Raw genomic sequence first — 24,770 nt, forward strand, 5'->3', positions numbered from 1 at the left:
GCTGTCACATCCACTAGTGATCTTTGACTTGACTTCGATTACTTCACTAGTGAACATGGAGTCGTTCAGCGTCCTCGGCACACCGGACAGATGCTCCGGCTCGACGATGCCCCCGATCACTCGACACCTGAAGAAGGGCTTGGAACCGCACTGATGAGCATTCGCACAAGCACCCTGCTCGGCACCCTGACCATCACCGCAGTGGCAGTGACCGCCTGCGGCGGCGACGCAGGAGAGTCAGACACCTCCGCCGCCTGGCGTGAGGCCACCTCCGCTGAGGACGGAGGCGGCATGGACCAGCTCATCGAGGACGCCCAGGCCGAGGGCACCTTCACTGCGATGGGTCTCTACGACGACTGGGCCAACTACGGCGGCCTGCTGGAGGCCTTCTCGGAGAAGTACGACATCGAGATCGTCAATGACACCTCCACCGGCTCCAGCCAGGACCTGATCAACGCCGTGGTCAACCGCCAGGGGCAGGCCGACTCGTTGGACTACCTGGACACCGGGGTCAGCTTCGCCCATGACGCCGACGAGGACGGCCTGCTGGCGGAGTACGCCCCGGCCACGATCGACGACATCGATGAGGAGTTCATCGGCGAGAACGGCACCTGGATCAACCACCTGGGCGGCACCATCGCCATCGGCTGCGACACCTCGCGGATCGAGGAGTGCCCGACCAGCTTCGCCGACCTGCTCGACGACGCCTACCGCGGCCAGGTCGCGATCCCCGGGGACCCCACCACCGGTGAGTCCGGCTTCATGATCGTCCACGCCGCAGCCCTGGCCAACGGCGGCAGCCTCGACGACATCGAGCCCGGCATCGAGTTCTTCTCGGAGCTGGACGAGATCGGCAACTTCATCCCTGTGGAAGCCGGCGCCGGCACCATCGAGACCGGGGAGACCCCGATCGTGCTCGAGTGGGACTACAACCTGCAGCCCATCGCCGAGGATCTCGCCGAGGACGCCGACATCGAGCTGGAGATCAACACCCCTTCTGACGGTGAGGTCTCCTCCTTCTACGCCGCCTCCCTCAACGACGATGCCCCGCATCCGGCCGTGGCGCGGCTGTTCTTCGAGTTCCTCTTCTCCGACGAGGGCCAGAACCTGCTCCTCGAGGGTGCGGTGAGCCCGGTGCGCCTGGACGCCATGATCGAGTCCGGAACCGTGGACCAGGACGCCCTGGACGAGCTTCCCAACTCGGACGGGATCACCGCCCCGATGCCCACCCTGGAGCAGCGCCAGGCCAACCAGGCCGTCATCAACGAGCAGTGGTCCGGGGCCATCCAGTGAACCGCACGGCCGCCAGCGCCGCGGCACCTGCGTCCACACCGACGCGAGGACGGCGCGCCGGCGGAGCTCTGAGCTCCCCTGCCGTCCTCGCCCTGGCCCCGATGACGCTGGTGCTGCTGGCCTTCTTCATCGTGCCCATCCTCGGGATGGGGATGGTCGCCTTCACCGTGGACGCACCGGACGGCGGCACGGCCCTCGGGCTGGACCACTTCCTGGGACTGACCGACCACTCCCGGGCGATCGGCAACTCGGTGAAGGTCTCGCTGGTGGGCGCCGCCATAGGCGCACTCATCGGGACGATCACGTCCTTCTGCATCGCGCAGATCCGCAGCCGCCGGCTGGACTCGGTGGTGGCGGTGCTCTCCTCGGTGCTGGCCAACGACGGCGGCGCCCCGCTGGCGTTCTCCTTCATCGTCACCCTGGGCAACACCGGCCTGCTCTTCGGGCTGCTGGGCCTCGACGCCATCGGCTTCTCGCTCTACAGCTGGCAGGGGCTGGTGGTGATGTACCAGTACTTCCTCATCCCCACGATGATCATGGTCACCCTGCCGACCTTCGTCGGTCTGCGCCGCGAATGGCAGGAGGCCAACACCGCTCTGGGCGGATCCCCCTGGACGTTCTGGCGCCGAGTCGGTCTGCCGGTGGCCACGCCGGCGCTGCTGGGCGGATGGATCCTGCTCTTCGGCTCCGCCTACGCCACCCACGCCTCGGCCGCGGTGCTGATCGGCACCGGTGTCTATCCGCTGGTCCCGCTGAGCATCGCCTCCGAGCTGCGCTCCGGGGCCTCCGGCGGAGGCGAGGCCACAGCCATGGCGCTGGGCGTGACCATGGTCGTCATCGCCATCGTCGTGCTGTTCCTGTTCACCCGCCTACAGAGGAGGTCCGCCCGATGGCTCCAGTGACCCGACACGGCTGGCTGCGCTGGCTGCCGGTCGTGGCCGTGGCGGTCTACATCGCCGTGCCGCTGATCTGCTCAGTGATCTACGCCGTCTTTCCCGGTGGAAGCTTCTCCCTGCGCGCCTACTCCGTGCTCACCGAGGACGCCAGCCTGCTCGCGGCCGCCCTGCGCACCGTCACGGTGGCCGGGCTGACCATCGCCGCGCTTCTCGCCGTGCTGGTGCCCGCCGTCGTCGCCGTCCACCTGTGGGCCCCGCGGCTGCGCCCGGTGTTGGAGATCCTGTGCACGCTGCCCCTGGTGGTTCCGGCCATCGCGCTGGCGGCCGGCATCGTCGGGCTGCTGCGCTGGGGCGCCCAGCAGGGGCGCGGGTCCTTCGCCAGCCAGATCAGCCAGTTCATGCAGAACCCTGATCTGCCGCTGATCCTGGTGGGCACCTATGTGGTGCTGTGCCTGCCGTTCACCTTCCGCTCGATCGACGCCGGGCTGCGCACGATCCCGCTCAAGGCCATGGTCGAAGGCTCCGCCTCGCTGGGGTCCTCCACCTGGGGGACCATCTGGCGCGTGGTGATGCCCAACATCCGCGGGCCGGTGCTGTTCTCGATCTTCTTCGCCACGGCACTGTGCTTCGGCGAGTTCTCCGTGGCCGCCACGCTGAGCCAGCAGACCGTGCCGGTGTGGCTGTTCACCGTCTCGAACACGGATTTCCGGGCCTCCATCGCGGTGGCGGTCCTGCTGAACCTGACCACCTGGGCGCTGATGCTGACCGCCACGCTGATCGCCGGACGGTCCGCCCCCAGTGCGCGGACCACGGATGCCGCGGAGGACATCTCCACCCCCGACGACGACGCCGGCCCCGTTCCGACCCCCGACCTGCAGAAAGTGAGCGTGTGATGAGCACCGCCACCGACACCCCCGCCCGGCAGACCGCGAGCGCCGGCGCCGCGACGTCGACTTCCGAGAACGAGGTCGTCCTCGAAGACGTCACCAAGCGTTTCGGCCGCACCACTGTGCTGGAGAGCCTGAACCTTCGCCTGGCTCCCGGCGAGCTGATCTCCGTGCTGGGGCCCTCAGGCTGCGGCAAGACCACGGCGCTGCGCATCCTGGCCGGCTTCGAACGCCCCACCGCAGGCCGGGTCCTGGTGGCCGGTCAGGATGTCACCGCGATGCCGCCGAACCGTCGGGACATCGGCATGGTCTTCCAGGCCTACAGCCTCTTCCCCAACCTCTCGGTCCGGCAGAACGTCGAGTACGGTCTGCGTGTGCGCCGGGTCCGGGCCGAGGCCCGCCGCCGTGCGGCCGAGGAGCTGCTGGAGATGTGCGGGCTCGGGAGTCTGGGCGAGCGCTATCCCCACCAGCTCTCCGGAGGCCAGCAGCAGCGGGTCGCGCTGGCCCGCGCCCTGGCCGTGCAGCCCTCGGTGCTGCTGCTCGACGAGCCGCTCTCCGCCCTGGACGCCATCGTGCGCACCCAGATCCGCGAGGAGATCCGCCGGCTGCAGCAGCAGCTGGGGATCACCACCATGTTCGTCACCCATGATCAGGAGGAGGCGCTGGCCATCGCCGACCGCGTGGCGGTGCTCAACGGCGGGGTCATCGAACAGATCGACGTTCCGCAGGCCGTCTACCAGAGGCCGGCCAGCGAGTTCGTGGCCCGCTTCGTCGGCACGGTCACCACGCTCGGCGCCGAGGCGTCCTTCACCCGCGGAGCACTGCCCGCCCGACTCCCGGGCCCCGGTCTGGACACCGTCTTCATCCGGCCCGAAGACCTCACGTTGGTGCCCGCGGCGGACGGCGGCTGCACTGTGGTCTCACAGGTCTACACGGGCGAACGCACAGTGGTGCGGGCAGAGTCCGCAGAGGGCCCCACCGTGACCACGTCGGTCTCATCCTCCGAGGCGGCCGATCTGCTGCCCGGCACCCGGGTCACCCCGCATGTGCTGGCAGCGCCGGCCCTGCGTCTGCCCGCCGGTGCGGCCCAGCGGGTCTCGCCATGATCGGGGCCGGAGAGCGTGCCCTGTTCAGCCGGGAAGGAGATCCGCGGACCGTGCTGAGCGCCGAGGCTGTGGTCTTCGACTGCGACGGCCTGCTGGTGGACTCCGAATCCGTGTGGATGGAGCTGATCGCCGCCTGGCTGCCCCGAGACGAGGCCTCACGGGCCGTCAGGCTGGAGGGCTTCCGTGGGCTCGGCGTGGACGACGCCGCCCGCCGGCTGGCCGATCTGCTCGGCCGTCCTTGGACCTCCGCAGGGATCCAGGAAGAGCTGGTGGAGCGCTACTCGGCGCTGCTGGCCGACGGTGTCCGCCCGATGCCCGGAGCGGTGGAGCTGGTCGGGTCGCTCTCCGGCCGGATACCGCTGGCCGTGGCCAGCAACGGGCTGCGCACTGACGTGCTCGCCATGCTGGCCGACGTGGGGATCCTGGAGATGGTCGACGTCGTGCGCACCCTCGATGACGTCTCGGCAGGCAAGCCCGCTCCGGATCTGTACCTGGCCGCAGCCGCGGCTCTGGGGGTGAGCCCGGACCGCGCAGTGGCGTTCGAGGACTCCCCCGCGGGCGCCCATGCGGCAGGCGCGGCCGGGATGACGGTGATCGGTGTGAACGCCGACCACGCCGTGGAGCTGGACTGCACTCTGCGGATGACGTGCCTCTCCGAGCTGGCCCGTGACGATCGGCGGAACCCGCAGGTGGCGCCGGCGGCGTCCAGGCTGAAGACTGACCCGCTGTGACCGCTGACGAGCACCATGAGCATGATGAGACCGACCTGGAGGAGACCATGACCTCGCCCACCTCACCGGCGACCCCGACCGCCCTGACCGCGGAGACCGACCGTCCCGCACTGCGCCTGTTCTGCTGGAACCTCTGGTTCGGCGGCGAGAAGGTGAACCTCGGCCGGCACAAGCAGGTCGATGTGCTGCGGGGGCAGCAGATCGACCTGCTCTTCCTGCAGGAGTGCTGGGGCGACGCCGGCGGCCGGCTCGGCCGCACCCTGGGGATGACGGTGGCCCAGCAGTCCTGGGACAACGCGGTGCTCGCCGCGGGAGGGGTCCGGCTGCTGGGCACCGGCACCGCTCCGTACGCGACCGCCGCGATCGCCCAGACCCGGGTCGGTGAGGTGCTCGCCTGGTCGGTGCACCTGGCTCCGCAGGACTACGGGCCCTACCGGTCCGCCGAGCTGCCCGAGAGGCCGGACGCGGTCTTCGCCCAGGAGGGAGAGCTGACCCGCGACCAGCAGGCCCAGCAGGTGCTCGCCGAGACCGACCGGATCCTGACCGAGCACGGTGACATGCCCGTGATCATCGCCGGGGACTTCAACGTGCCCTCCCCGGTGGACTGGGAGGGCACGGACCGTCCAGCGGCCGACTGGCCGGCCACCCGACGGCTCATCGACGCCGGCTACACCGACGCGTTCCGTGCCGTGCACCCGGACCCGGTGCGCACCCCGGGCCGGTCCTGGTCCCAGATCCATACGCTGACCGATGAGCCGCGGGACCGGATCGACTTCATCTATGTCCGCGGCCTCGACGTCCTCGCCGCCGACCATCTGGGAGGGGCGGCCGACGGCGAGGATGCCCCTGACGATCAGGGCTTCGTGGAGTACGGCGGGGTGTGCCGGCACATCCCGGATCACGAGGACAACGAGTTCCCCTCAGACCACCTGGCCGTGCGAGCCGTGGTCGCCGCCGGCTGAGCCGACGACGTACCCGCATCCATCGAGTGGGCGATTTGACGGCTTTTCCGGAGCTCAGAGGCCTCGAGATCCCTTCGAATCGCCCACTCGATGAGGGGGCAGGCCCCTCAGCCGTGCAGCGGCGAGACCGTCAGGCGATCGATGATCGGGGCCTCGCCGGCTCGCAGCGGGATCCCCGGCCAGTTGTCCTCCGCGTGGGTCTCCCCGTCGAAGTTCGGCTGCTCCTCCGCGGAGATCGTCACGGTGTTCATCCCTTCCTCCAGGTCCAGCATGATGGTGCGCTCGAAGAAGCTGTTCTCATGGAAGGTCGGAGCGAACATGTGCCGCTGAGACTCCCCACCGTTGACCGAGAACGCGGCGTGGCGCCCCATCGGATTGGGGTTGTAATGCGTCGCCGGCACCTGCTCCGGATTGGAGTACCTCACCACCACCGCATGCGGACCGGCCTGGGCGGCGTCGACGGTGAAGGTCACGGTGTTCTCATTGCCGGGCTCGCCCCCGACGCCGGTCACCGCGGTGCCGTCTGCGGCCAGCGAGAGCTCGGAGAGAGCGGCCTCCCCGGCCAGCTCGCCGTCTGAGGCCGCCAGCTCGGTCACCGGCAGCTGCCCTTCGGAGGGTGCCACGGTGAGGCTGTCGACCATGAGCCACTTGCGGTCTCCGGTGTGGGTGACGGTGACCTTGTTGATCCCGCCCTCCAGGTGGGCGGCGATCTCGACGTCGCCGTCCACCTGCGCCAGCTCTCGATCGTTGAGGCTCAGCGTGCCTTCGGCCCGGCCGAAGGTGGAGAGCTGCAGCTGCGCCTCGCCGTCGACGGCGCCGTAGACCCAGAAGGTCACACTCTCCCCCTGGGCCAGCTTCGCCCCGCCCGATCCCGTGCCGTCCTCAGGCTTGTCATGCTCGGCGAAGGACCCCTCATGCTGGGCGGTCTCGGCAGGATAGACGTCGACGCCGTCCCGCGGGTGGGACAGAGTGATGCGGTCCACGAGGGCATCGCCCCGAGTCGTCCGCTCCCCGTCCAGGCTGTGGGTGGACAGCGAGATGGTGTGCGTGCCCTCGGTGAGCTCCACCGTGGTCTCGGTGTGGTCCCAGACCACCCATTTGTATCCCAACGGCAGGAAGATCTCCTGCTCATCCTCCCCGTCCACGGTGAGGAACACGTTGGTGGGCCCCTGCTCCTGCACCAGGTCGACGGTGTTCAGGCTGTTGGCGAAGACCGAGAGATCGTAAGTGCCGTCCTCAGGAACCTCGACGGTGAAGTCGATGGACCCCTGCCCCCCGGTCCGCAGCCCGCCGACGTTGTAGCCCCCGGAGGTGTAGAACCGGTCCACCGCGGACGGTGAGCCCTCGGGTCCGTTGATGCTGAAGCCCTCACCGGTGAGCTGGGCGTCCTCGGCCTCATAGCTGGCCTCCCAACCGTCGTCGACGGTGTCCTCCCTGCCCGCGCCGGCCGGGGCGAGCACGATCTCATAGGCTGAGGACTCCCTGAGCATCGGCAGCGTCGTGCCGTCGAAGTCCACCCGGACCTGGCCGTCCTGCACCGGCAGGACGAGTTCGGCGAGCTGCCGAGGCTGGGCAGAGTCGCCCAGCTGTCCGGTCCAGGGGATCTCCTGGACCCAGGCCCGGACCTCCTCGCCGAACGTGTCGGCGGGGACGTTGTCGAAGGTCACCGGTGCCACGCCATCGGCTCCGCCGATGAGCGTGCGGGCGGTGCGTTTCTTCTCGTCCAGGGCGGCCACCCCCTGCAGGGTGTAGTTCTCCCCGGGGTGGGGCGCGGTCAGCTCGACGGTCTCGCCGCTGAGCTTCGCGTAGGCGTTGTAGAGCCACCACTGACCGTTGCCCCGGTTGGCCTGCACCGCAGAGTCCGCCAGGTTGCCGTTGATGTTCCAGAAGGCGATCATCGCATCGACCTTCGTGTCCTCGATGGCCGAGATCCACTGGATCATCTGGCCCGGCACCGAGGTGTGATAGTTGAAGGCGTACTCGTTGATGTTGATGGGCAGCTCCACACCCTCATACGCAGTGCCGGCATAGATCTCCTGCTCCCAGCTGCGGAACTGGGCCACCGAGTCGCGGATCGCCTGCGGGTGGGTCAGCTCGTGCCAGGTGACGATGTCCGGCAGGGTGCCCTCGGCCACCGTGTGCTCCAGGTACCCTTCGATCTGCGGCCACAGATGTTCAGCCCCAGGGCCGGCGATGCGCATCTCCAGGCCGGTCCGCTCGGACCAGTCCCGGATCGTGCGGGTGACCTCGTCCCAGGTCTGGAAGAACAGCTCGGGCTCCGTCAGCCAGGACTCCCCCGGAGCCTGCACGGTCCAGTCGGCGTTGGGACGGTCGCTGAACATGTTGCCCTCGGGCTCGTTGAACGGCTCGATCACCAGGTTCTCCGCCACCTGACGGCGTTCCTCCTCGCCGCGATCTGCGTACTCCTCGATCATCTCCAGCTGCTCATCGAGGACGCGCAGGAAGTCCTGGCGGCGCTCCTCCGGGGTCTCCCCGGGGATCTGGTAAGGGAACCCGCGGTACCAGTCGGTGATCCGCAGGTAGATGTCACCGCCGGTGGTCTCGGCGAGCTGCGGCAGCACCTCCAGCGCGTCGGAGCCCGGATGCTGGGAGCCATCCTGCGCCTTGGTGGCCACCGACTGCAGGTTCATCCCCTCGATGAGGTTGTCCGTGGGCATCCCCTCGTCGTAGAGGCCGTAGAGCACGCCGGAGGCGCCGCCGTGGACTGCCCCGCTGCTGCCGGCCAGATCCACGGTGACCTCATGGTCCTTCACCGTGACTCGGGCGGTGACCGCGGTCCCAGCAGCGTCCCCGGTGACGCTGAACTCTCCGGCCTGCGCGTAGTCCGCCGGATCGATCTCCTCCCAGCTCACCGGCACGGCCCGCGGGTAGCCGTCGGTGTACTCGGCCCGGACCGCCTCGGGCAGCTGCGGGGCGGATCCGGTGGAGGCCTGGATCTCGACCTCGGTCTCGATCGACTCCCTCTCGGGGACGTCGCTGTCCTGGAGCTCGGCCACCTGGTCCTCCGTGAGTGCGGCGTCGTAGATGCGGAAGTCATCGACCTCGCCGGTGAAGGGCGGGTCGGAGTAGAAGGAGCGGCCGATGTACCCGCTGATCTCTGCCTCGGGGCCCCAAAGCTCCGCTGCGCTGACGGTGGTCGGGGTGCTGCCCACCGCCACCCCGTTGAGATAGGTCGTCAGGGTGTCCGCCGCCGAGTCGAGGGTGACAGTCAGCGTCGCCCACTCCTCGGCGTGCAGTGGGCTCAGTCCGGTGATGGTCGACTCTCCCCCGGCCCCCTCGGTGGTGATCGCCGAGCGGAACTGGCCGTCCCCGTGGGAGGGCGTGGTGAACAGGTATCGCTCGGTGTCGGCGCCAAGTGCGAGGAGCCACTGCCAGGCGCCGCCGTCCCCGCTCCACCTCACCCGGGTGGAGACGGTCAGATCCTCGGCCTCCTGGAACTGGCCGGAGGGGATGGCCACGTGGCCGCCGCCCAGGCGCAGCACGGTACCATCCTGGGCCTCGACGACGTCGACCTCGCCGGAGATCCTCCCGTCCAGACCGTTGCCCGAGGCATCGACGATCCTGTCGCCGTCCACCTCGTCCATGGTGTAATGCACGACCGGTTCGGGCGGGGCGGCATGGGCCGGGGATCCCCCGGCCAGCGTGCCCGCGCCCAGGACGACGGCCGCTGCCGTCGCCGTCGCGCGGGGCGATCTGCCACGCCGTCTCTTCGGGTGCTGCATGGATATGTCACCTCTCTGTATCGGTGGCGATTCGGTGGTGTTGCTGGTTCGGTGCTACTGGTTCGGTGCTGCTGCTAGGTCCTGCTGCCGGATCTGGACGGTCTCAGCCGACCGGGAGGAAGATGCGCATGGTGGAGGGGCCGCGCTCGGCCCAACGGTGGTAAGGGATCAGCGCCCCCTCGAACGTCTCGGGCTCCCCGTCCGCTGCTGGCGGCGCGTGTCCGAACGGCGGGCGCCCAGGAGCCGGCTTCCCAGCGGGGCGGACGAGGAGCCGTACGCTGGCGCCGTCGCGGTGGGCCCGCAGGGGCTGGTCCAGATCGATCCGCACGTCCTCCAGGGCGACGCCCTCCGGCAGGTCGGTGGACTCCAGGCAGAGGACCAGCGGGCCACGCTCGACGGCGACGGTGCCGCGCACTGCATCGATGCGCGGGTCCGGCCAGGTCAGCCGCGGGGCCGTGCCGAGGTCCAGGTGAAGCACGTCGCCGGGAGCCAGGTCGGTGGGCACCTCCGCCCAGCCGGGCCGCACGGCACGCCGGGACCGCCGGATGCCGTCCGCCCCGGTCACGCTCAGCCGCGCGTCCACGGCCCAGGCGGGCACCCGAAGGCGCAGTCGCACGGGACCTGGTGGGGCCTCGGTGACCGTGAGGCGGACGAGCTGCTGATCCGGATAGTCGCCCTCCACGCGCAGCCCGAGATGCCCCACGGCGAGCTCGGCCCGGATTTCCCCGGCCATGTACTGGAGCACGGAGACGGTCGGCGCTCCTGCCTTCCCTGCTTCCTCTGCCTCCCCTGCTTCCTCGACCGAGATCACGTAGTTCTGCAGGGAGGCGAGAGTGCGCGCCACATTGGTCGGGCAGCAGGAGACGTCGAACCAGGGGGCCCGCAGCCCGCCCTCTGCGCGCATGTGCACACCCTCGGCCTCCTGGACGTCGGGCTCCTCGCGCAGCTGCAGCGGATTGGCATAGAAGAAGGCCCGGCCGTCCTCGGCGGCAGACGTAGCGATCACGTTGAACAGGGTGCGCTCGATCAGGTCCAGGTGCTCCACGCCGCCTGTGCTCAGATACAGCCGCCAGGAGACCATGACGGAGGCGACCCCGGCGCACGTCTCGCAATAGGCACGATCACAGGGCAGTTCGAAGTCCTCCCCGAAGCCCTCGTCCTGGTGCCGGGACCCCATGCCGCCGGTGAGGTAGGTCCGCCGCTCCACAGTGCGCCGCCACTGGCCGATCACCGCCTCCAGCAGCTGCTCGTCCTCGGTGTCGACAGCCAGGTCCACCGCACCGGCGGTCAGATACAGGGCACGCACCGCGTGGCCGCGCAGCACCTCCGCGCGACGCACCGGCACATCGTCTTGGAAGTAGTCCGCGGCCAGCAGCGCCGGGACCGGGAGGCTTCCGTGTCCCCGCCGGTCCAGGAACAGCCGCGCCTGCTCCCGATACCGGGGCTCCCCCAGGGCACGTCCCAGTTCCACCAGGGCGACCTCCACCTCCGGATGTCCACAGATCCCCTGGCGGGCCTCCGGGCCGAATTCGGTGCAGATGTGATCCGCTGCAGCGCGAGCGACGCCGACCAGCTGATCCTCCTGGGCCCGCTGCGAGCCCAGCAGACGCGCACGGGCCACAGCCGCCTGGATCAGATGACCCATGTTGTACAGCTCATGGCCCATGGACAGGTCTGAATAGCGCGGGGGCAGCCCGGGGTGGCCGAAGGCGGTGCCCAGGTAGCCGTCGTCGTCCTGGGCCGCCGCGATGCGGGCGACCAGCCCGCCATGCAGCTTCTCCAGCTCCGGGTCGCCGGTGCGGGACTGCTCCCAGGCCACCGCCTCCAACAGCTTGTAGACCTCAGAGTCGGAGAACTGCCAGCCCGGGCGGTCCTCGGTGGGTTCGCCCCGGCCGACACGGTCGAAGTTCTCCAGCCAGCCCAGCCGTTCCATCCACTCCACGCAGTGCGGCAGGGTCGCCGCGGCGTTGACCTCCTGACGACGGCCCCAGAAGCTCGCCGGGTCCAGCCGGACCTCAGTGGACCGGGCCCCGCGGCGTCGACCGTGCGCCGGCACCACCGGAGCCGTCGTCAGGGCCCCGTGCGCGCCCCGGCCCTCAGGGCCGACGGCGAGCTGTCGGGGACGATGGTCGGTGTGATGAAGAGTCACGGATCAGTCCTTCACTGCCCCGGCGGTCACGCCGGCGGCCACGTAGCGCTGGGCGATGACGAGCAGCACCGCCGCAGGGATGGAGGCCACGACGGCGGTCGCCATGATGGCGTTCCACTGGGTCGTGTTGTTGCCGATGAACGAATAGATGCTCAGCGTGATCGGGATGAAGTCCGCGTTGCGGCTCAGCGTGGATGCGAAGATGAAGTCCGACCACGCCCACAGGAAGGCGAAGAGCGAGACCGTCAGGATCGAGTTGCGACTCATCGGCAGCACGATCGACACGAAGACCCGCCAGACGTTCGCGCCGTCGATGGCGGCCGCCTGGAGCAGCTCCCGCGGCAGCCCGCTCATGAACGCCGTGAACAGCAGCACCGCGAAGGGCACCGCGATCGTCGAGTCGGCCAGGATCAGCCCCCAGACGGTGTTCAGCAGCCCCAGGCGGACATAGACCGCATAGAACCCCATGGCCATCACCACTGCGGGCAGCATCTGGGCGACCAGCAGCACGAAGTTCAAGGTTCGTCCCCCGCGCAGGTTCAGCAGCGCGATCGCGTATCCGGCCGGAGCGGCGATGACCACGGTGAGCAGCACACATCCCAGAGCGATGACCAGGCTGGTGCCCAACGCCGGAAGCTGCTGGTCGAAGACGGCCGCGTACCCTTCCAGCGTGGGCTCCGTGGGGAAGAGCTGCGGCGGGCTTGAGCGCAGATCACCGGTGCGGGTCAACGAGACGTTGAGCATCCAGTAGACCGGGAAGAGCATCAGGGCGGTCAGGACCAGCCCGAGGATCGTCTTCCACCAGGGGCGGCGCGCGGTCATGACTCCTCCTGACGACGCTGGACCCGAAGGTAGATGAACCCGCAGATCAGCGCGATGACGATGAGCAGATTCCCGACGGCGGCGGCCGGAGACATGTCCGGCTGACCGGTGCCGAAGGCCTGGCGGTAGGACCAGATCGCCAATGTGGTGGTCGAGTTCGCCGGTCCGCCGGAGGTCATGATCCAGATGATGTCCACGACCTTGAGCGTGTACACCAGCCCGAGCAGCAGGGTGATCGCTGAGACCGGGCGCAGCAGCGGGAAGGTGATGCTGACGAACTGTCGCCATGGCCCGGCCCCGTCCAGGGAGGCCGCCTCATAGAGCTCCTCAGGGATGTTCTGCAACCCCGAGTAGAGGATGACGAGGTTGAAGGGGATGCCCAACCAGATGTTGGCGATCAGCACCCCGATCATCGCGGTGTCCGGTGAGGTGAGCCAGTTGACCTGGCCGATGCCGAAGATGCTCAGGAAGGAGTTGACGATCCCGTTGTCACTGTTGAGCATCCAGGCCCACGCCGAGCCGGAGACGATCAGCGGCAGCAGCCACGGCACCAGGAACAGCGCCCGCAGGATCGCAGAGAGCCGGAACCCGGATCGGAAGAAGACCGCCAGGGCCAGACCGATCGTGTACTGGAAGAGCAACGAGACCAGCACGAACACCGCGGTGTTCCACATGGCCTGCGCGAACAGGCTCGAGGTGATGACGTCCACGTAGTTCGAGAACCCGACGAACTCGGCGTCGCCCTGGACGAATGCCCGAACCGTGTAGTCGTGGATGCTGAGGTCGATGCTGCGCATCAGCGGATACGCATAGAAGGCGATCAGGTAGATCACCAGCGGTGCCGCGAATCCCGCTGCGGCCAGCTGTGATCTGCTGAGCCGGCGTCGTGCGCGGGCTGCCGCGGCACGCGTGGAGGGGCCCTGCCCCGCTGCAGGCCGGTCAGGGCCGCCGGGGCGCCCCGGCCCGCCCGACCCGCCGCCGGGCAGCACGGTCGTGTGCTCCCGTCCGGCGGGCGCAGCAGGGTGGACCGGAGCGTCGGTCGGTGGAGTGCTCATGGGGAGAGTTCCTCGCAGGATGGATCAGTCTTGGGAGGAGACCTGCGACTCGGCGGCCTCCTGCGCGTCGGAGAGCGCCTCCTCCGGAGTCTTGGCCCCGGAGAGTGCGTTCTGCACGGCGGTCCAGAGCTGCTCGGAGATCACCGGGTAGTCGGTCCCCAGGTCGTCACTGGTTCGCCCCTTCGCGGACTGCACGGCCTGCACCCAGGTCTCCAGCTCCGCGTTGTCCTCCAGGAAGGCGTCCTGGCCCTCCGGCGTCGGCGGGATGTAGTAGGCGAAGGTCTCCGCGGTCTCCACGAAGCCCTCGGGAGTGGTCATGCACTCGATGATCTGCACTGTGGTCTCGTATCGGTCCTCCTCGGACTGGACGGGCGCGATGATGAACTCGCCTCCCGTGGGAGCCGGAGCAGTCCCGCCGTCAGGGGTGGGCAGCTCCATCACCCCGACCTCGAAGTCGGCCTCGGCTGCGGCGTTGACCTGCCAGGTGCCGTTCTCTACGAAGGCGAAGTCCCCGGTGAGGAACTCCTCCCAAGTGCTGTTCTGCGAGTTGTCGATGACCGACTGCGGCGCGTAGCCCTCGTCGAGCCAGGAGGTCCACAGCTCCAGCGCCTCGACGGCCTCCGGCGAGTCCAGCTGGCGCAGATCCGCCCCGGCGCCCCAGAACCACGGCAGGAACTGGAAGGAGCCCTCCTCGGTGTTGATGCCGGCGAAGGTGATGCCACGGTGTCCGGCCTCGTCCACCGACTCGAGGGCCTCGGTGAGCGACTCCCAGCCGGAGATGGTCTCCGGGTCCACCCCGGCCTCCTCGAGGATCTCGGCGTTGTAGTACAGCGCCAGCGTGTTGGCCCCGACAGGGATCCCGTAAGTCTCGCCGTCGAGCTGGCCGGCGGCCAGAAGGTTCTCATCGACGTGTGAGACGTCGAGCCCGAGCTCGTCGACGGTGGTGAGCATGTCGGTCTCGGCCAGGGTGGACACTGCGGGGTTGTCCAGCAGGATGACGTCCGGCGAGGTGCCCTCCTGGGCGGAGAGCAGCGCCTGATTCGTCAGCGAGGTGGTGTCGTAGGCGGTGCGGTCGATGCTCACCCCGGCCTCCTCGCCGCAGCGCTGCACGCGCTCGTCCCAGTCTGAGCCGTCCTCATGCTGGGGGTAGGGATCCCACCAGGTGAAGGTCCCATCAGCGGCCTCGGCCTCACCTCCTGCGCCGCCGCAGGCGGTCAGGATGCCGAGGGATGCGGTGGCGGTGAGCGCGGCGAGACTCATCCGGGTGCCTCTGCGGGTGCTCGTGCGGGTCATGATGTCTCCTCATGGGCGAGATGTGCTGTCAAGGTGATGGACGGTGACATGTGCTGACTATCGAACGGGGCTGAAGCTGGTCGGCGGACGGTCGGCGTCGTCAGCGGCCGGGCGGGGCGGCGAGGCTGCCGCGGTCGGTGAGCGTGGGCGCCAGGAGTTCGACGCCGGGAGGAGCCTCGTCCGACACCCGTCCGGTGATGCGACCCACCAGACGGTCGACGGCGGCGCGGCCAAGCTCGTCCGCGGCGCTGTCGATGGCGGAGAACGGCAGGGAGAAGGTGCGGGCGAAGTCGTCGGAATAGCGGCCGATCACCGACAGGTCCTCGGGCGCGCGCAGGCCACGCGACCAGAGGACATTGGGCAGCGCCGCGGCGGCGGCCTCGTTGTTGAGCAGCAGCCCCGTGGCGTTCGGGTGGGTGTCGAGAACCTCGTGCAGGTCCTCCCCGATCGCCGGCTGGGAGGAGGAGCCGAAGCAGGCGTGCACGGTGACGCCGAGCTGGGTCGCCCGCTCACAGGCGGCGTCGGCCAGCCGCCAGACGTAGGCACCGCCGCGGGCCACCACGTGCTCAGGCTGGGAGACCAGCACCAGTTCGCGGTGTCCCAGATCGTGCATCCTGTCGACCATCAGACGCCCGGCCGCGGCGAAGTCCAGGTCAAAGATGTCGACGTCGCCGGTGCGGCCGGGCAGTCCCACAGTGGAAGCCGGCTGCGACACCTTCACGAGTGCGTCGAGACGCTCATCCTCCTCGGAGACGTTGAGCAGCAGGAAGCCGTCGACCTTCCGGGAGCGGGAGAGCCGCTGCAGGGCCCGGACGCCGTCCTCCTCGGTGACCATGAGCGTGTCGTAGCCCAGCGAACGTGCGTGATCGGTGACTCCGAGGATGTACTCGAGCATCGCGGGAGCGAACTCGTCGTCCAGGAACCGCGCCAGCAGCGCCAGCACGTGGGTGCGGGAGGTGGCCAGCGCCTTCGCTCCGGCGTTGGCGGTGTAGCCGAGCTCCTCCACGGCGGTCTGGATCCGCTCCTTGACCACCGGGGAGATGGGCCGCTTCCCGGAGAGCGCATAGGACACCGTGCTCCGAGACACTCCTGCCTCGCGTGCGACGTCGCCGATCGTGACCATGGGAGCCTCCGTGATGTCGAACCGATTCGATTCATCGAACCGGTTCTACAGTAACGTGTCCCAGATCACAGGCACAAGGGTGCTTCAGTGCGTTCGACGAGCAGCCGCCCGGCAGGGCAGTGCGTATCCGCAGGTCAGGGCTGACGTGGATGGATCTCAGAAAATTGTGCGAGGCCGTGGCGTTCGACGCCTCACGACCGGCCGGCACCCCCGGGCTCCCGCCCCGCCACCATCGAGTGGTCGATTTGACCGCCATTTTCGGGTTCAGAAGCCCCGAAATCCCGTCGAATCGACCACTCGATGCAGGAGCGCGGTCACTCCATGAGCTCGCCGGCCTCCAGCCAGATCTCCTCCAGCTCGGCGAGCTCGACGTCGACGCCGTCGAGCTCGGACTGGAGCTTCCTCAGCCGATCGAGGTCCACTGATTCAGAGGCAGCGGCCATCTGATCATGGAGCTTCTGCTGACGCTCGGAGAGCTTCTCCATCTGCTTCTCGATCCGCGCCATCTGCTTCTTGGCCTGACGCTTCTCCGCCTCGGAGGCCCCGGAGTCCGCAGAGCCCACGGATCCCGTCCGCGTGCCAGCCGATCCGCCCACCGGCGCAACCGGCCTCGAACCGCCGGCCTGCCCCTTCCCCGGCGTCGAGGCCGCCTGGAGCGTGGACTGGCCGCGGTATGTCCTCGCCGTCGCCCCGGGCACAGGCTCTCTGCCCGCCCGGATGCGCAGGTACTGCTCCACTCCCCCGGGCAGCGCGCGCACCGCGCCGTCGCCGAGCAGCGCCACCTGATGATCGGTGACCCTCTCCAGCAGGTACCGGTCATGGCTGACCACCACCAGTGTGCCGGGCCACCCGTCGAGGAGGTCCTCCATGGAGGCCAGGGTGTCGGTGTCGAGGTCGTTGGTGGGCTCGTCGAGCATCAGCACGTTCGGTTCTCCGGTCAGCAGCTTCAGCAGCTGCAGGCGCCGCCGCTCGCCTCCGGAGAGATCGCCCACCGGAGTCCACTGGCGCGTCCGGTTGAACCCGAGGGTCTCCAGCAGCTGGGCACCGGAGAGCTCCTTGCCGCCGACTTCGAAGACGTTCTTCTCCTCGGTCATCACTTCGTGGACGCGCATATGGTTCCGCTCGCGCAGCTCCTCGACCTCCTGAGAGAGGATCGCGGTGCGCACGGTCTTGCCGCGCTTGACCCGCCCCACATCGGGCTCGGTGCGCCCGTCCAGCAGGTGCAGCAGGGTTGACTTGCCGGCCCCGTTGACCCCCACGACGCCGACCCGCTCCCCCGGCCCGAGCCGGAAGGTCACATCGTCGAAGAGCACCTTCTCTCGCCCCTCGGCGTGCACGGTGAGCCCGACGTGCTCCAGATCCAGGACGTCCTTGCCCAGCCGTGCGGTGGCCATCTTCCTCAGGCCCACCGTGTCCCGCGGCTCGGGGACGTCGTCGATCAGCGCGTTGGCCGCGTCGATGCGGAACTTCGGCTTCGACGTGCGGGCGGGAGCACCGCGGCGGAGCCAGGCGAGCTCCTTCTTGACCAGCTGCTGGCGCTTCTGCTCCTCCACAGCCGCAGACCGATCGCGTTCGGCCCGAGCCAGCGTGTAGGCCGCGTAGCCGCCGTCGAAGGACTCCACCGTGGCGTCGTGGACCTCCCAGGTCAACGTGCAGACCTCGTCGAGGAACCAACGGTCGTGGGTGACGACCAGGAAGGCCCCCTCGTCAGCCTTCCAGCGGGTCTTCAGATGGTGCGCCAGCCAGGCGACGCCTTCGACGTCGAGATGGTTGGTGGGCTCGTCAAGCATGAGCACGTCGTGCTCGCTCATCAGCAGCCTGGCCAGCGCCACCCGGCGGCGCTGCCCTCCGGAGAGCGCCCCGATGGGCTGCTCCCAGTCCAGGCCGTCGAGCAGGCCGGAGGCGATGTCGCGCATGCGCGGATCGGAGGCCCACTCATGGTCGGCCATGTCCCCGACGACGGCGTCACGGATGCTGGACTCGCCGTCCAGGACGTCGGACTGATCCAGGAATCCCACGGAGACTCCACCTCGCCAGGTCACCCGACCGGAGTCCGCCGCGCTCATGCGGGCCAGAAGCCGCATCAGGGTGGACTTCCCGTCCCCGTTGCGGCCCACGATGCCGATCCTGTCCCCCGCGTCGATGCCGAGGGTGATGTCGTCCAGGACGGTGCGAGTGCCGAACGTGATGCTGAGCCCTTCGGCTCCGAGGAGATGCGCCATGCGTTAACACTTACCCCAGATGCCCCGCCTGCTCCCAAACTGCGGGTGTGCGCTTCGCCTCGCCCCGCCGCTTCAGCCCTGCCGTCTCGCCCCGCAGCCTCACCCCTGCTCCCTCATCCCTGCCGCCGCCGGTAGGCCGCCGCGGCGAGCCGGTTTCCGCAGGTCACCGAGCAGAATCGGCGGGACCTGTTCCGCGAGAGATCCACCAGCACCTGACCGCAGTCCTCGGCCGCGCAGATCCTCAACCGGTCCAGTTCCTCGGCCCTGATGACGTCGGCCAGCGCCATGGCCGCCTCCACTGCCATGCGCTGCCACAGCGGAGCCTCCGGCGCCGTGGCGTGCAGGTGCCAGCCGAACTCATCATGGGTGACCAGCTGCGGCAGCGCCCGTGCCTCGGAGAGCCAGGCGTTGACCTGGTCGACGAGGTCCTCGGCCTCCATGGTCCAGACGTCGTGCAGCCGACCCCTGAGGTCCTGCACCCCACGCAGCTCCGCGGCGTCATGGGTGCGGCTTCCGGTCCACCGCCAGCTCGCCACGAAGTCATCGAGTGCGGCGACGTCGGGCAGCCTCTCCCTCTGGCCGACACCTCCGCAGGGCAGCCACGGGGCGGTGTTCACCAACGCTGCGGCATTCTGCAGCGCCACATCGACATCATGGGTGAAAGTCATCTTTGTACGTGATCTCCGCTCGGTCTACCATCACTGACGAACCTGCTCGACACCCATGATAGGAGGAGCTGTGGCCTCTCCCGCCCCACCCCATGCTTCCGACCGGCGGGGCGGCCTCACCGGCCGAGGGCTCGCAGTCGGCCTGCTCATCGCCCTGGTCTCCGCAGTCGCCTTCGGATCCTCCGGAGGTGTGGCCAAGGGCCTGCTGGACTCCGGATGGTCGCCGGCGGCGGCCGTGACCGTGCGTGTCCTCATCGGGGCGGTCGTCCTGCTGCCGCTGGCCGTGTGGGAGATGCAGGGACGCTGGCACCTGCTGCGCGGTCGACAGACCTGGCTCCACGTGGCTCTGTTCGGATCTTTGGCGGTAGCCGGCTGCCAGCTGTTCTTCTTCCTGGCGGTGACCCACCTGCCAGTGGGCGTGGCCCTGATGCTGGAGTACCTCGGCCCCGTCCTGGTGGTCCTGTGGCTCTGGCTGGCGCGTCGACAGCCTCCCCGACTGCTCACCCTCCTCGGGATCGGGCTGGCGCTGGCCGGGCTGCTGCTGGTGCTCGATGTCTTCAGCGACGTGCAGATCAGCATGCTCGGGGTGCTCTGGGGGCTGCTCGCCGCCGTCGGCCTGGCCGCGTTCTTCCTGATCGGCGCCGACGAGTCCACCGGTCTGCCGCCGCTGGCCTTCACCTCCCTGGCCATGCTGCTGGGCGCCGCGTCCCTCGCCGTGGCCGGTGCGCTGGGCGTGGTGCCCTTCCACGTGAACGCCGAGCAGGTGCTGCTGGCCGGGTTCAGCGTGCCCTGGTGGGTCCCGGTGCTGTGGCTGGGCCTGATCGCGGCCGGGATCGCCTATGCCACCGGAGTGATCGCCGCGCGGCGGCTGCAGGCCAAGCTGGCCTCCTTCGTGGGCCTCACGGAGGTGCTCTTCGCCGTGCTCTGGGCCTGGGCGCTGCTCGGCGAGCTTCCCGCCGTCATCCAGTTGGCCGGTGGCCTGCTCATCCTGGCCGGGGTCATCTGCATCCGGCTCGACGAGCCGTCGCGACCCCAGCCCAGCGCCCCGCTCAGCGCCCCGCCCAGCGCCCCGCCCAGCGCCCCGCTCAGCTCGTCGGCAGACTCAACCGGTGTGAGCGCATCGCCGCCAGGTGGAGCATCCCGCCGACTGCGGCACCGATGATCCAGGCGAAGCCGCTGTAGTCGTCGAGCTGCGGGGTCCAGACCAGCACGATGGACAGCACCGAGGCCACCGAGAACGCCAGGATCGCCCGGACGTTCCAGCCCTTCTGGTACCAGTAGGCGCCGGCGGGGTCCGAGGAGTAGAGCTCCTGGACATTCAGCCGCTGCCGCTTCACCAGGTAGTAGTCGGCCACGATGATCCCGTACAGCGGAGCGAGAAGAGCCCCGAGGGTGTCCACGAACAGCGGCAGGCCGAACTCCGAGATGACCGACACCCACAAGCCGCCGATGATGAATCCGGCTCCCGCGGTGATCCATCCCGCCCGGGTGAAGTTGATGTGCCTCGGGGCGATGTTCGACAACGAGTATGCCGGTGGGATGAAGTTCGCCACGACGTTGATACCCAGGGTGGCGACCAGGAAGGTCACTGCGGCGAGCACCGTCAGCGGGGTGTTGTCCACCGCGGCGACGATGTCGGTCGGGTTGGTCATCGGCTCGCCCTGGCCCTCCTGGTAGAGGACATAGGCGCCGGCGGTGATGAAGACCGAGAGGAAGGTGAACAGTGCCAGGCTCACCGGAAGCCCCAGGAAGTTTCCCGTGCGCATGGCGCGCTGGCTGCGAACGTTCCTGGCGAAGTCTCCGTAGTTGATGACCACCGCGGCGAAATAGGCGACCATGGTGCCGGTCACCCCGACGAAGGCGCTGACCGCGGCCCAGCCGGTGACCTCGCCGCGCGAGAAGACACCCGCCACCGCGCTGGGCAGATCGGCGCCGACCTGGACCCAGATGGCGACCAGCAGAGCGATCATCACGAGGTAGACCCCGGGGCCGGCGATGTTGAGGAACCGGCCGATACGTTCGATGCCTCCGATGAACAGGGCCACCTGCAGCACCGAGGCCAGCACATAGGAGGACCAGGCGACCGCATCCATGCCCAGCACAGTCGCGCCGCCGGGCGAACCCAGCAGCGCGTTCACGGCCAGGGCGATGGCCGTGGAGGCGAAGTACGTCTGGGCGCCGTACCAGAAGATTGCCACCAGGGCCCTGACAAGGGCCGGGAACTGCGCCCCGCGGACCCCCATCGAGGATCGCGCCAGGACGGGGTACGGGAAGCCGTACTTCACGCTGGGCTTGCCGCTGAGGTCCACGAGGACCTGAATGATGAACCCCGCCAGCAGGATCGCGGCGAAGACATACCATCCGTTGATCCCTGCGGCGATGAACAGGCTGGCCGCCAGGGTATAGCCCGCCAGGGACTGGATGTCATTGGACCAGACGTTGAAGATCTCGAAGGCACCCCAGGTGCGCTTCGCCTGGGGCAGCGGGGCGAGGCTCTCGTTGTACAGTCCCGGATCCGCGGCGGCGGGGTCGAAGGACTCCGCACAGTCGGTCCCTTCGCCCATAGCTGCCTCCCGACCAACGTGGACCCCCGCATGAGTGTGCGGCCCGGTGGACTTCTCGATTCTGTGCCTCGTCATGACGTCTCCTCATCAGCCCGCCCGGGTGCACCTGCTGCATGGCAGCTGGACACTGGTTCAGCCAGGATGCCTCGCCCATGTTTCCGGCGTGTGAAATAAAGTATCCAGGATGTGACAACGAGTGTAATCCGGCTCACAGTAGGTGAAGTCAAGAGGTCACGCGAAGAGATTGGGGCCGACGGCGGCCGGTTCATTCCCCCGGACGGTGAGTCAGCAGATGCGCTCCTGGCGCAGGCCCACTCACCGGAATCGCCCACACCGAGGTGCGATCCTCCAGTCGAGTGGCCAGCTGACCAGCGGATTCCGCATCGCGAGCCAGGAACAGCACGCTGGGCCCCGAGCCGGAGACCATGCCCTGCAGCGCGCCGTCCACCAGGCCGACGTCCATCATGTCCTCCAACGAGGGCACCATGCTCACCGCCGGAGCCTGCAGGTCGTTGGACATCAGCGAGGCGATCAGCTCGGCGTCTGCGGTGGAGACCGCGCGGACCAGATCCGGGTCCAGCACCGGCTCCTCGGCCTCCACCTCGGCGTCGCCGCGCATGACGTCGAGACGGCGGTAGACCTCCGGGGTGGCGAGCCCGGTGTTCGACGGCACGATCACCAGATGCAGCTCGCCACGGGTCAGCAGCGGGGAGAGCTCATCGCCCACGCCCTGCCCGACGGCGGCGCCGCCGAGGATCGCGAAGGGGACGTCGGCGCCGAGCTCTGAGCCGAGCTCTGCCAGCTGCTCCTTGGACAGACCGGCCTCCCACAGGGCTGAACAGGCCACCAGGGTCGCGGCGGCGTCGGCAGATCCTCCACCCATGCCCCCGGCCACCGGCACATTCTTGGTGATGGTCAAGTCCACCCCGCGACGGTGCCCCAGGCGCTGGCGCAGCAGCGTCGCCGCACGGTGGGCGAGGTTGGACTCGTCCAGCGGGATCGCCGCGGTGACGGTCTCCCCGGACTCCGGGTCCTGGAACTGCACATCGGTGAAGGCGGAACGCTCCGAGAGGCTCACCGTGATCGCCTCGTCCTCACGGGGCGCGGCGGTGACCTCCTCGGTGAGCGAGACGGCCAGGTACAGCGTGGCGACGTCGTGATAGCCGTCCGCGCGCAGCGGACCCACTCTCAGGCTCATGTTGACCTTGCCGGGTGCGACGGCGGTGACGTGTCCGAAGAATTCACTGTCCTTCATGCGCTGTCCCTCATGCTGCCTGCCTCATCCTCCACGTCGTGCCGGGGTCTGCCGTCAGGGTGCTCCACCTGGTGCCTCAGCACTCTACCGCTCGGGGCTGACACCGCCTCACGCCTCGGCGTCGGGCATCTCCCGCAGCGCCGCGGCGATGCGCGTGTAGGCGGTGACGTCGAGGGTCTCCCCCCGGGCCTGGGGGTCCACTCCAGCGGCACGCAGCACCTGCTCGGCCCGCACCCCGCTGCCCACCAGCGTGGACAGCGCGGCGCGCAGGGTCTTGCGGCGCTGGGCGAAGGCGGCGTCGACGACGGCGAAGACCTCCTTCCGGGCCACGGTCTCGGAGGCGGGCTCGACGCGGTCGAACCGGACCAGCCCGGAGGAGATCCGCGGCTCCGGCCAGAAGACTCTTTTGCCGACCACCCCGGCCTTGCGCATGTGGGTGTCCCAGGCGGCCTTCACGCTGGGCACCCCGTAGATCTTCGAACCCGGGCCGGCGCAGAGTCGGTCGGCGACCTCCTCCTGGACCATCACCAGCCCCTTGCGCAGCGAGGGCAGGATCTGCAGCAGGTGCAGCACCACCGGGACCGCCACGTTGTAGGGCAGGTTGGCCACCAGCACCTCTGGACCGGCGTCGTCCCAGCTCAGCTGCTCCGCCGGCACGCGCAGGGCGTCATGGGCGACCACGCGCAGCGCGGTGGCCCGTTCGGGGCGCATCAGGGTCACCGTCTCGTCCAGCTGACCGGCCAACTTCGGGTCGATCTCCACGGCGGTGACCTTGGCGGCCTCGTCCAGCAGCCCCAGGGTCAGCGACCCCAGACCGGGCCCGACCTCCAGGACGTGCTCGTCCCCGGTGAGCTCGGCGAGACCCACGATGCGCCGGATGGTGTTGGGGTCGATGACGAAGTTCTGCCCCCACTGCTTGGTGGGGCGGATGCCCAGGCCCTCGGCGAGGTCCCGGATATGGGAGGCGGAGAGCAGCTCCGGGTGCTCCCCGCTCATGTCCAGCTCCCGTAGGCCTGGACGGTGTTGAGCATGACCTGCTGGCACAGCGAATCCAGTCCTGTCTGCCGCACCTCGGCCATCAGCCGCATGGTCTGCGGGATCAGGTACGGCGCATTGGGCCGACCACGGTGAGGATGCGGGGTGAGGAAGGGGGTGTCGGTCTCCACCAGGATCAGCTGCGGGTCGGCGATCTCCAGGGCCTCGCGCAGGTGCTGGGCGTTCTTGAAGGTCACCGTCCCGGCGAAGGACATGTACCAGCCGTGCGCGTTGCAGATCCGGGCGAGCTCGGCGTCTCCGGAGTAGCAGTGGAACACCACCGAGCGGGGCAGCTCCGGGGCATCCTGCAGTACGGCCACGACGTCCTCGTGGGCGTCACGGTCGTGGATCTGCATTGCGAGGTCCAGCTCCACGGCCAGGGCGATGTGCCGGCGGAAGCTCTCCTGCTGCGCGGCGACGCCGTCGGCCCCGGTGCGGAAATAGTCCAACCCGGTCTCGCCCACGGCGACCACCTGGTCCTGCCGAGCGAGTTCGGCGATCCGGGCGAAGGCGGCGTCGAACTCTCCGGCGGCGGTCAGCTGCGGGGCTTCGTTGGGGTGCAGGGCGACTGCGGCCTTCAGCCGCGGCTCGGCGGCAGACGCAGTGACGGAGAACTCGGAGGAAGCCACGTCATAGCCCACGCAGATCGCTCCCGCCACGCCGACCGCCTCGGCGGCTTCGAGGGCGGCCTCCACGGAGACGGCCACCTGCCCGTCCCGGAAGTCCAGGTGCGCATGGTTGTCGATCACCGACACGGGCAGGGGCTCCGGCGCCGGCGGGTATTCCAGCCGACGACGACGCCCCGAGCCCTCCTCGGACTCGTCACGGACCGGTGCGCCGTCCTCGGGGGCGCGCTCCGGGGCCGGGACATAGGCCTCCGGGGTCCGGCCGGGGGTCACCGGGGTCTGCTGGCGGGACTCACTCACCTGGCGGGATTCACTCACAGCGCTCCAGCCTAATGCCCTG

19 protein-coding genes are annotated in these 24,770 nt (G+C 69.1%); 7 read left to right on the top strand and 12 right to left on the bottom strand.

Going from position 1 to position 24,770, the window contains the following annotated elements; translation table 11 throughout:
• The first annotated feature begins 153 nt into the window (after nt 1-153).
• Genes HNR09_RS01725 through HNR09_RS01750 form a run of 6 tightly spaced genes read left to right on the top strand, consistent with a single transcriptional unit; the run spans nt 154 to nt 5,875 of the window.
• Nucleotides 154-1,293 carry an ABC transporter substrate-binding protein gene (locus tag HNR09_RS01725; RefSeq protein WP_179540479.1) on the top strand — a complete coding sequence of 380 codons (1,140 nt, stop codon included), beginning with the start codon at nt 154-156 and terminating at the stop codon, nt 1,291-1,293.
• Complete coding sequence (locus tag HNR09_RS01730) at nt 1,290-2,195, top strand: ABC transporter permease (protein WP_343047406.1); 906 nt, start codon at nt 1,290-1,292, stop codon at nt 2,193-2,195. Before HNR09_RS01725 ends, HNR09_RS01730 begins: the two co-directional genes overlap by 4 nt.
• On the top strand, nt 2,183-3,082 hold the full coding sequence (locus HNR09_RS01735; protein WP_179540480.1) for an ABC transporter permease: 900 nt from the start codon (nt 2,183-2,185) through the stop codon (nt 3,080-3,082). Before HNR09_RS01730 ends, HNR09_RS01735 begins: the two co-directional genes overlap by 13 nt.
• On the top strand, nt 3,082-4,182 hold the full coding sequence (locus HNR09_RS01740) for an ABC transporter ATP-binding protein (protein WP_179540481.1): 1,101 nt from the start codon (nt 3,082-3,084) through the stop codon (nt 4,180-4,182). Before HNR09_RS01735 ends, HNR09_RS01740 begins: the two co-directional genes overlap by 1 nt.
• Nucleotides 4,179-4,913 (top strand): HAD family hydrolase, encoded by a 735-nt coding sequence (locus tag HNR09_RS01745; RefSeq protein ID WP_179540482.1) that lies wholly within the window; start codon nt 4,179-4,181, stop codon nt 4,911-4,913. The genes HNR09_RS01740 and HNR09_RS01745 overlap by 4 nt, the downstream gene beginning before the upstream one ends.
• Nucleotides 4,910-5,875, top strand: coding sequence for an endonuclease/exonuclease/phosphatase family protein (locus HNR09_RS01750; protein ID WP_179540483.1), 966 nt, complete (start codon nt 4,910-4,912; stop codon nt 5,873-5,875). Before HNR09_RS01745 ends, HNR09_RS01750 begins: the two co-directional genes overlap by 4 nt.
• A gap of 107 nt (nt 5,876-5,982) precedes the next feature.
• Here the strand turns inward: HNR09_RS01750 and HNR09_RS01755 are convergent, their stop codons facing one another.
• From HNR09_RS01755 to HNR09_RS01790, 8 genes are all read right to left on the bottom strand, one after another.
• A complete protein-coding gene (locus HNR09_RS01755; RefSeq protein WP_179540484.1) occupies nt 5,983-9,618 on the bottom strand; it encodes a LamG-like jellyroll fold domain-containing protein in 3,636 nt (1,211 codons plus the stop codon).
• A gap of 103 nt (nt 9,619-9,721) precedes the next feature.
• A complete protein-coding gene (locus tag HNR09_RS01760) occupies nt 9,722-11,767 on the bottom strand; it encodes a glycoside hydrolase family 127 protein (protein WP_343047407.1) in 2,046 nt (681 codons plus the stop codon).
• Between the two features lie 3 nt (nt 11,768-11,770).
• The gene (locus HNR09_RS01765; RefSeq protein ID WP_179540485.1) at nt 11,771-12,589 is read right to left on the bottom strand and encodes a carbohydrate ABC transporter permease; all 819 of its coding nucleotides are present in this window, start codon (nt 12,587-12,589) and stop codon (nt 11,771-11,773) included.
• Entirely contained in the window at nt 12,586-13,644 is a 1,059-nt protein-coding gene (locus HNR09_RS01770; RefSeq protein WP_246348683.1) for a carbohydrate ABC transporter permease, read from the bottom strand. Before HNR09_RS01770 ends, HNR09_RS01765 begins: the two co-directional genes overlap by 4 nt.
• Before the next feature lie 24 nt (nt 13,645-13,668).
• A complete protein-coding gene (locus tag HNR09_RS01775; protein ID WP_179540486.1) occupies nt 13,669-14,937 on the bottom strand; it encodes a sugar ABC transporter substrate-binding protein in 1,269 nt (422 codons plus the stop codon).
• Between the two features lie 100 nt (nt 14,938-15,037).
• Nucleotides 15,038-16,060, bottom strand: coding sequence for a LacI family DNA-binding transcriptional regulator (locus tag HNR09_RS01780; protein WP_179540487.1), 1,023 nt, complete (start codon nt 16,058-16,060; stop codon nt 15,038-15,040).
• Between the two features lie 314 nt (nt 16,061-16,374).
• Nucleotides 16,375-18,282, bottom strand: coding sequence for an ABC-F family ATP-binding cassette domain-containing protein (locus HNR09_RS01785; RefSeq protein ID WP_179540488.1), 1,908 nt, complete (start codon nt 18,280-18,282; stop codon nt 16,375-16,377).
• Nucleotides 18,283-18,395: 113 nt separating this feature from the next.
• On the bottom strand, nt 18,396-18,950 hold the full coding sequence (locus HNR09_RS01790; protein ID WP_179540489.1) for a CGNR zinc finger domain-containing protein: 555 nt from the start codon (nt 18,948-18,950) through the stop codon (nt 18,396-18,398).
• 70 nt (nt 18,951-19,020) lie between these two features.
• Here HNR09_RS01790 and HNR09_RS01795 point away from each other — a divergent pair, with 70 nt between their 5' ends.
• Nucleotides 19,021-20,112 carry an EamA family transporter gene (locus HNR09_RS01795; protein ID WP_343047409.1) on the top strand — a complete coding sequence of 364 codons (1,092 nt, stop codon included), beginning with the start codon at nt 19,021-19,023 and terminating at the stop codon, nt 20,110-20,112.
• On the opposite strand, the gene HNR09_RS01800 is transcribed toward HNR09_RS01795, so the two are convergent.
• The 4 genes from HNR09_RS01800 to HNR09_RS01815 form a co-directional block, all read right to left on the bottom strand.
• Nucleotides 20,036-21,589 (bottom strand): NCS1 family nucleobase:cation symporter-1, encoded by a 1,554-nt coding sequence (locus HNR09_RS01800; protein ID WP_246348684.1) that lies wholly within the window; start codon nt 21,587-21,589, stop codon nt 20,036-20,038. The two genes, HNR09_RS01795 and HNR09_RS01800, sit on opposite strands and share 77 nt — an antisense overlap.
• Before the next feature lie 190 nt (nt 21,590-21,779).
• Nucleotides 21,780-22,769, bottom strand: a complete 990-nt coding sequence (locus tag HNR09_RS01805) for a 4-(cytidine 5'-diphospho)-2-C-methyl-D-erythritol kinase (protein ID WP_179540491.1) — start codon at nt 22,767-22,769, stop codon at nt 21,780-21,782.
• Nucleotides 22,770-22,877: 108 nt separating this feature from the next.
• On the bottom strand, nt 22,878-23,765 hold the full coding sequence (rsmA, locus tag HNR09_RS01810) for a 16S rRNA (adenine(1518)-N(6)/adenine(1519)-N(6))-dimethyltransferase RsmA (RefSeq protein WP_179540492.1): 888 nt from the start codon (nt 23,763-23,765) through the stop codon (nt 22,878-22,880).
• Complete coding sequence (locus tag HNR09_RS01815; RefSeq protein ID WP_179542955.1) at nt 23,762-24,703, bottom strand: TatD family hydrolase; 942 nt, start codon at nt 24,701-24,703, stop codon at nt 23,762-23,764. Before HNR09_RS01815 ends, rsmA begins: the two co-directional genes overlap by 4 nt.
• Between the last annotated feature and the right edge of the window lie 67 nt (nt 24,704-24,770).

The sequence above is a fragment of the Nesterenkonia xinjiangensis genome, from assembly GCF_013410745.1.
GTDB lineage: Bacteria > Actinomycetota > Actinomycetes > Actinomycetales > Micrococcaceae > Nesterenkonia > Nesterenkonia xinjiangensis.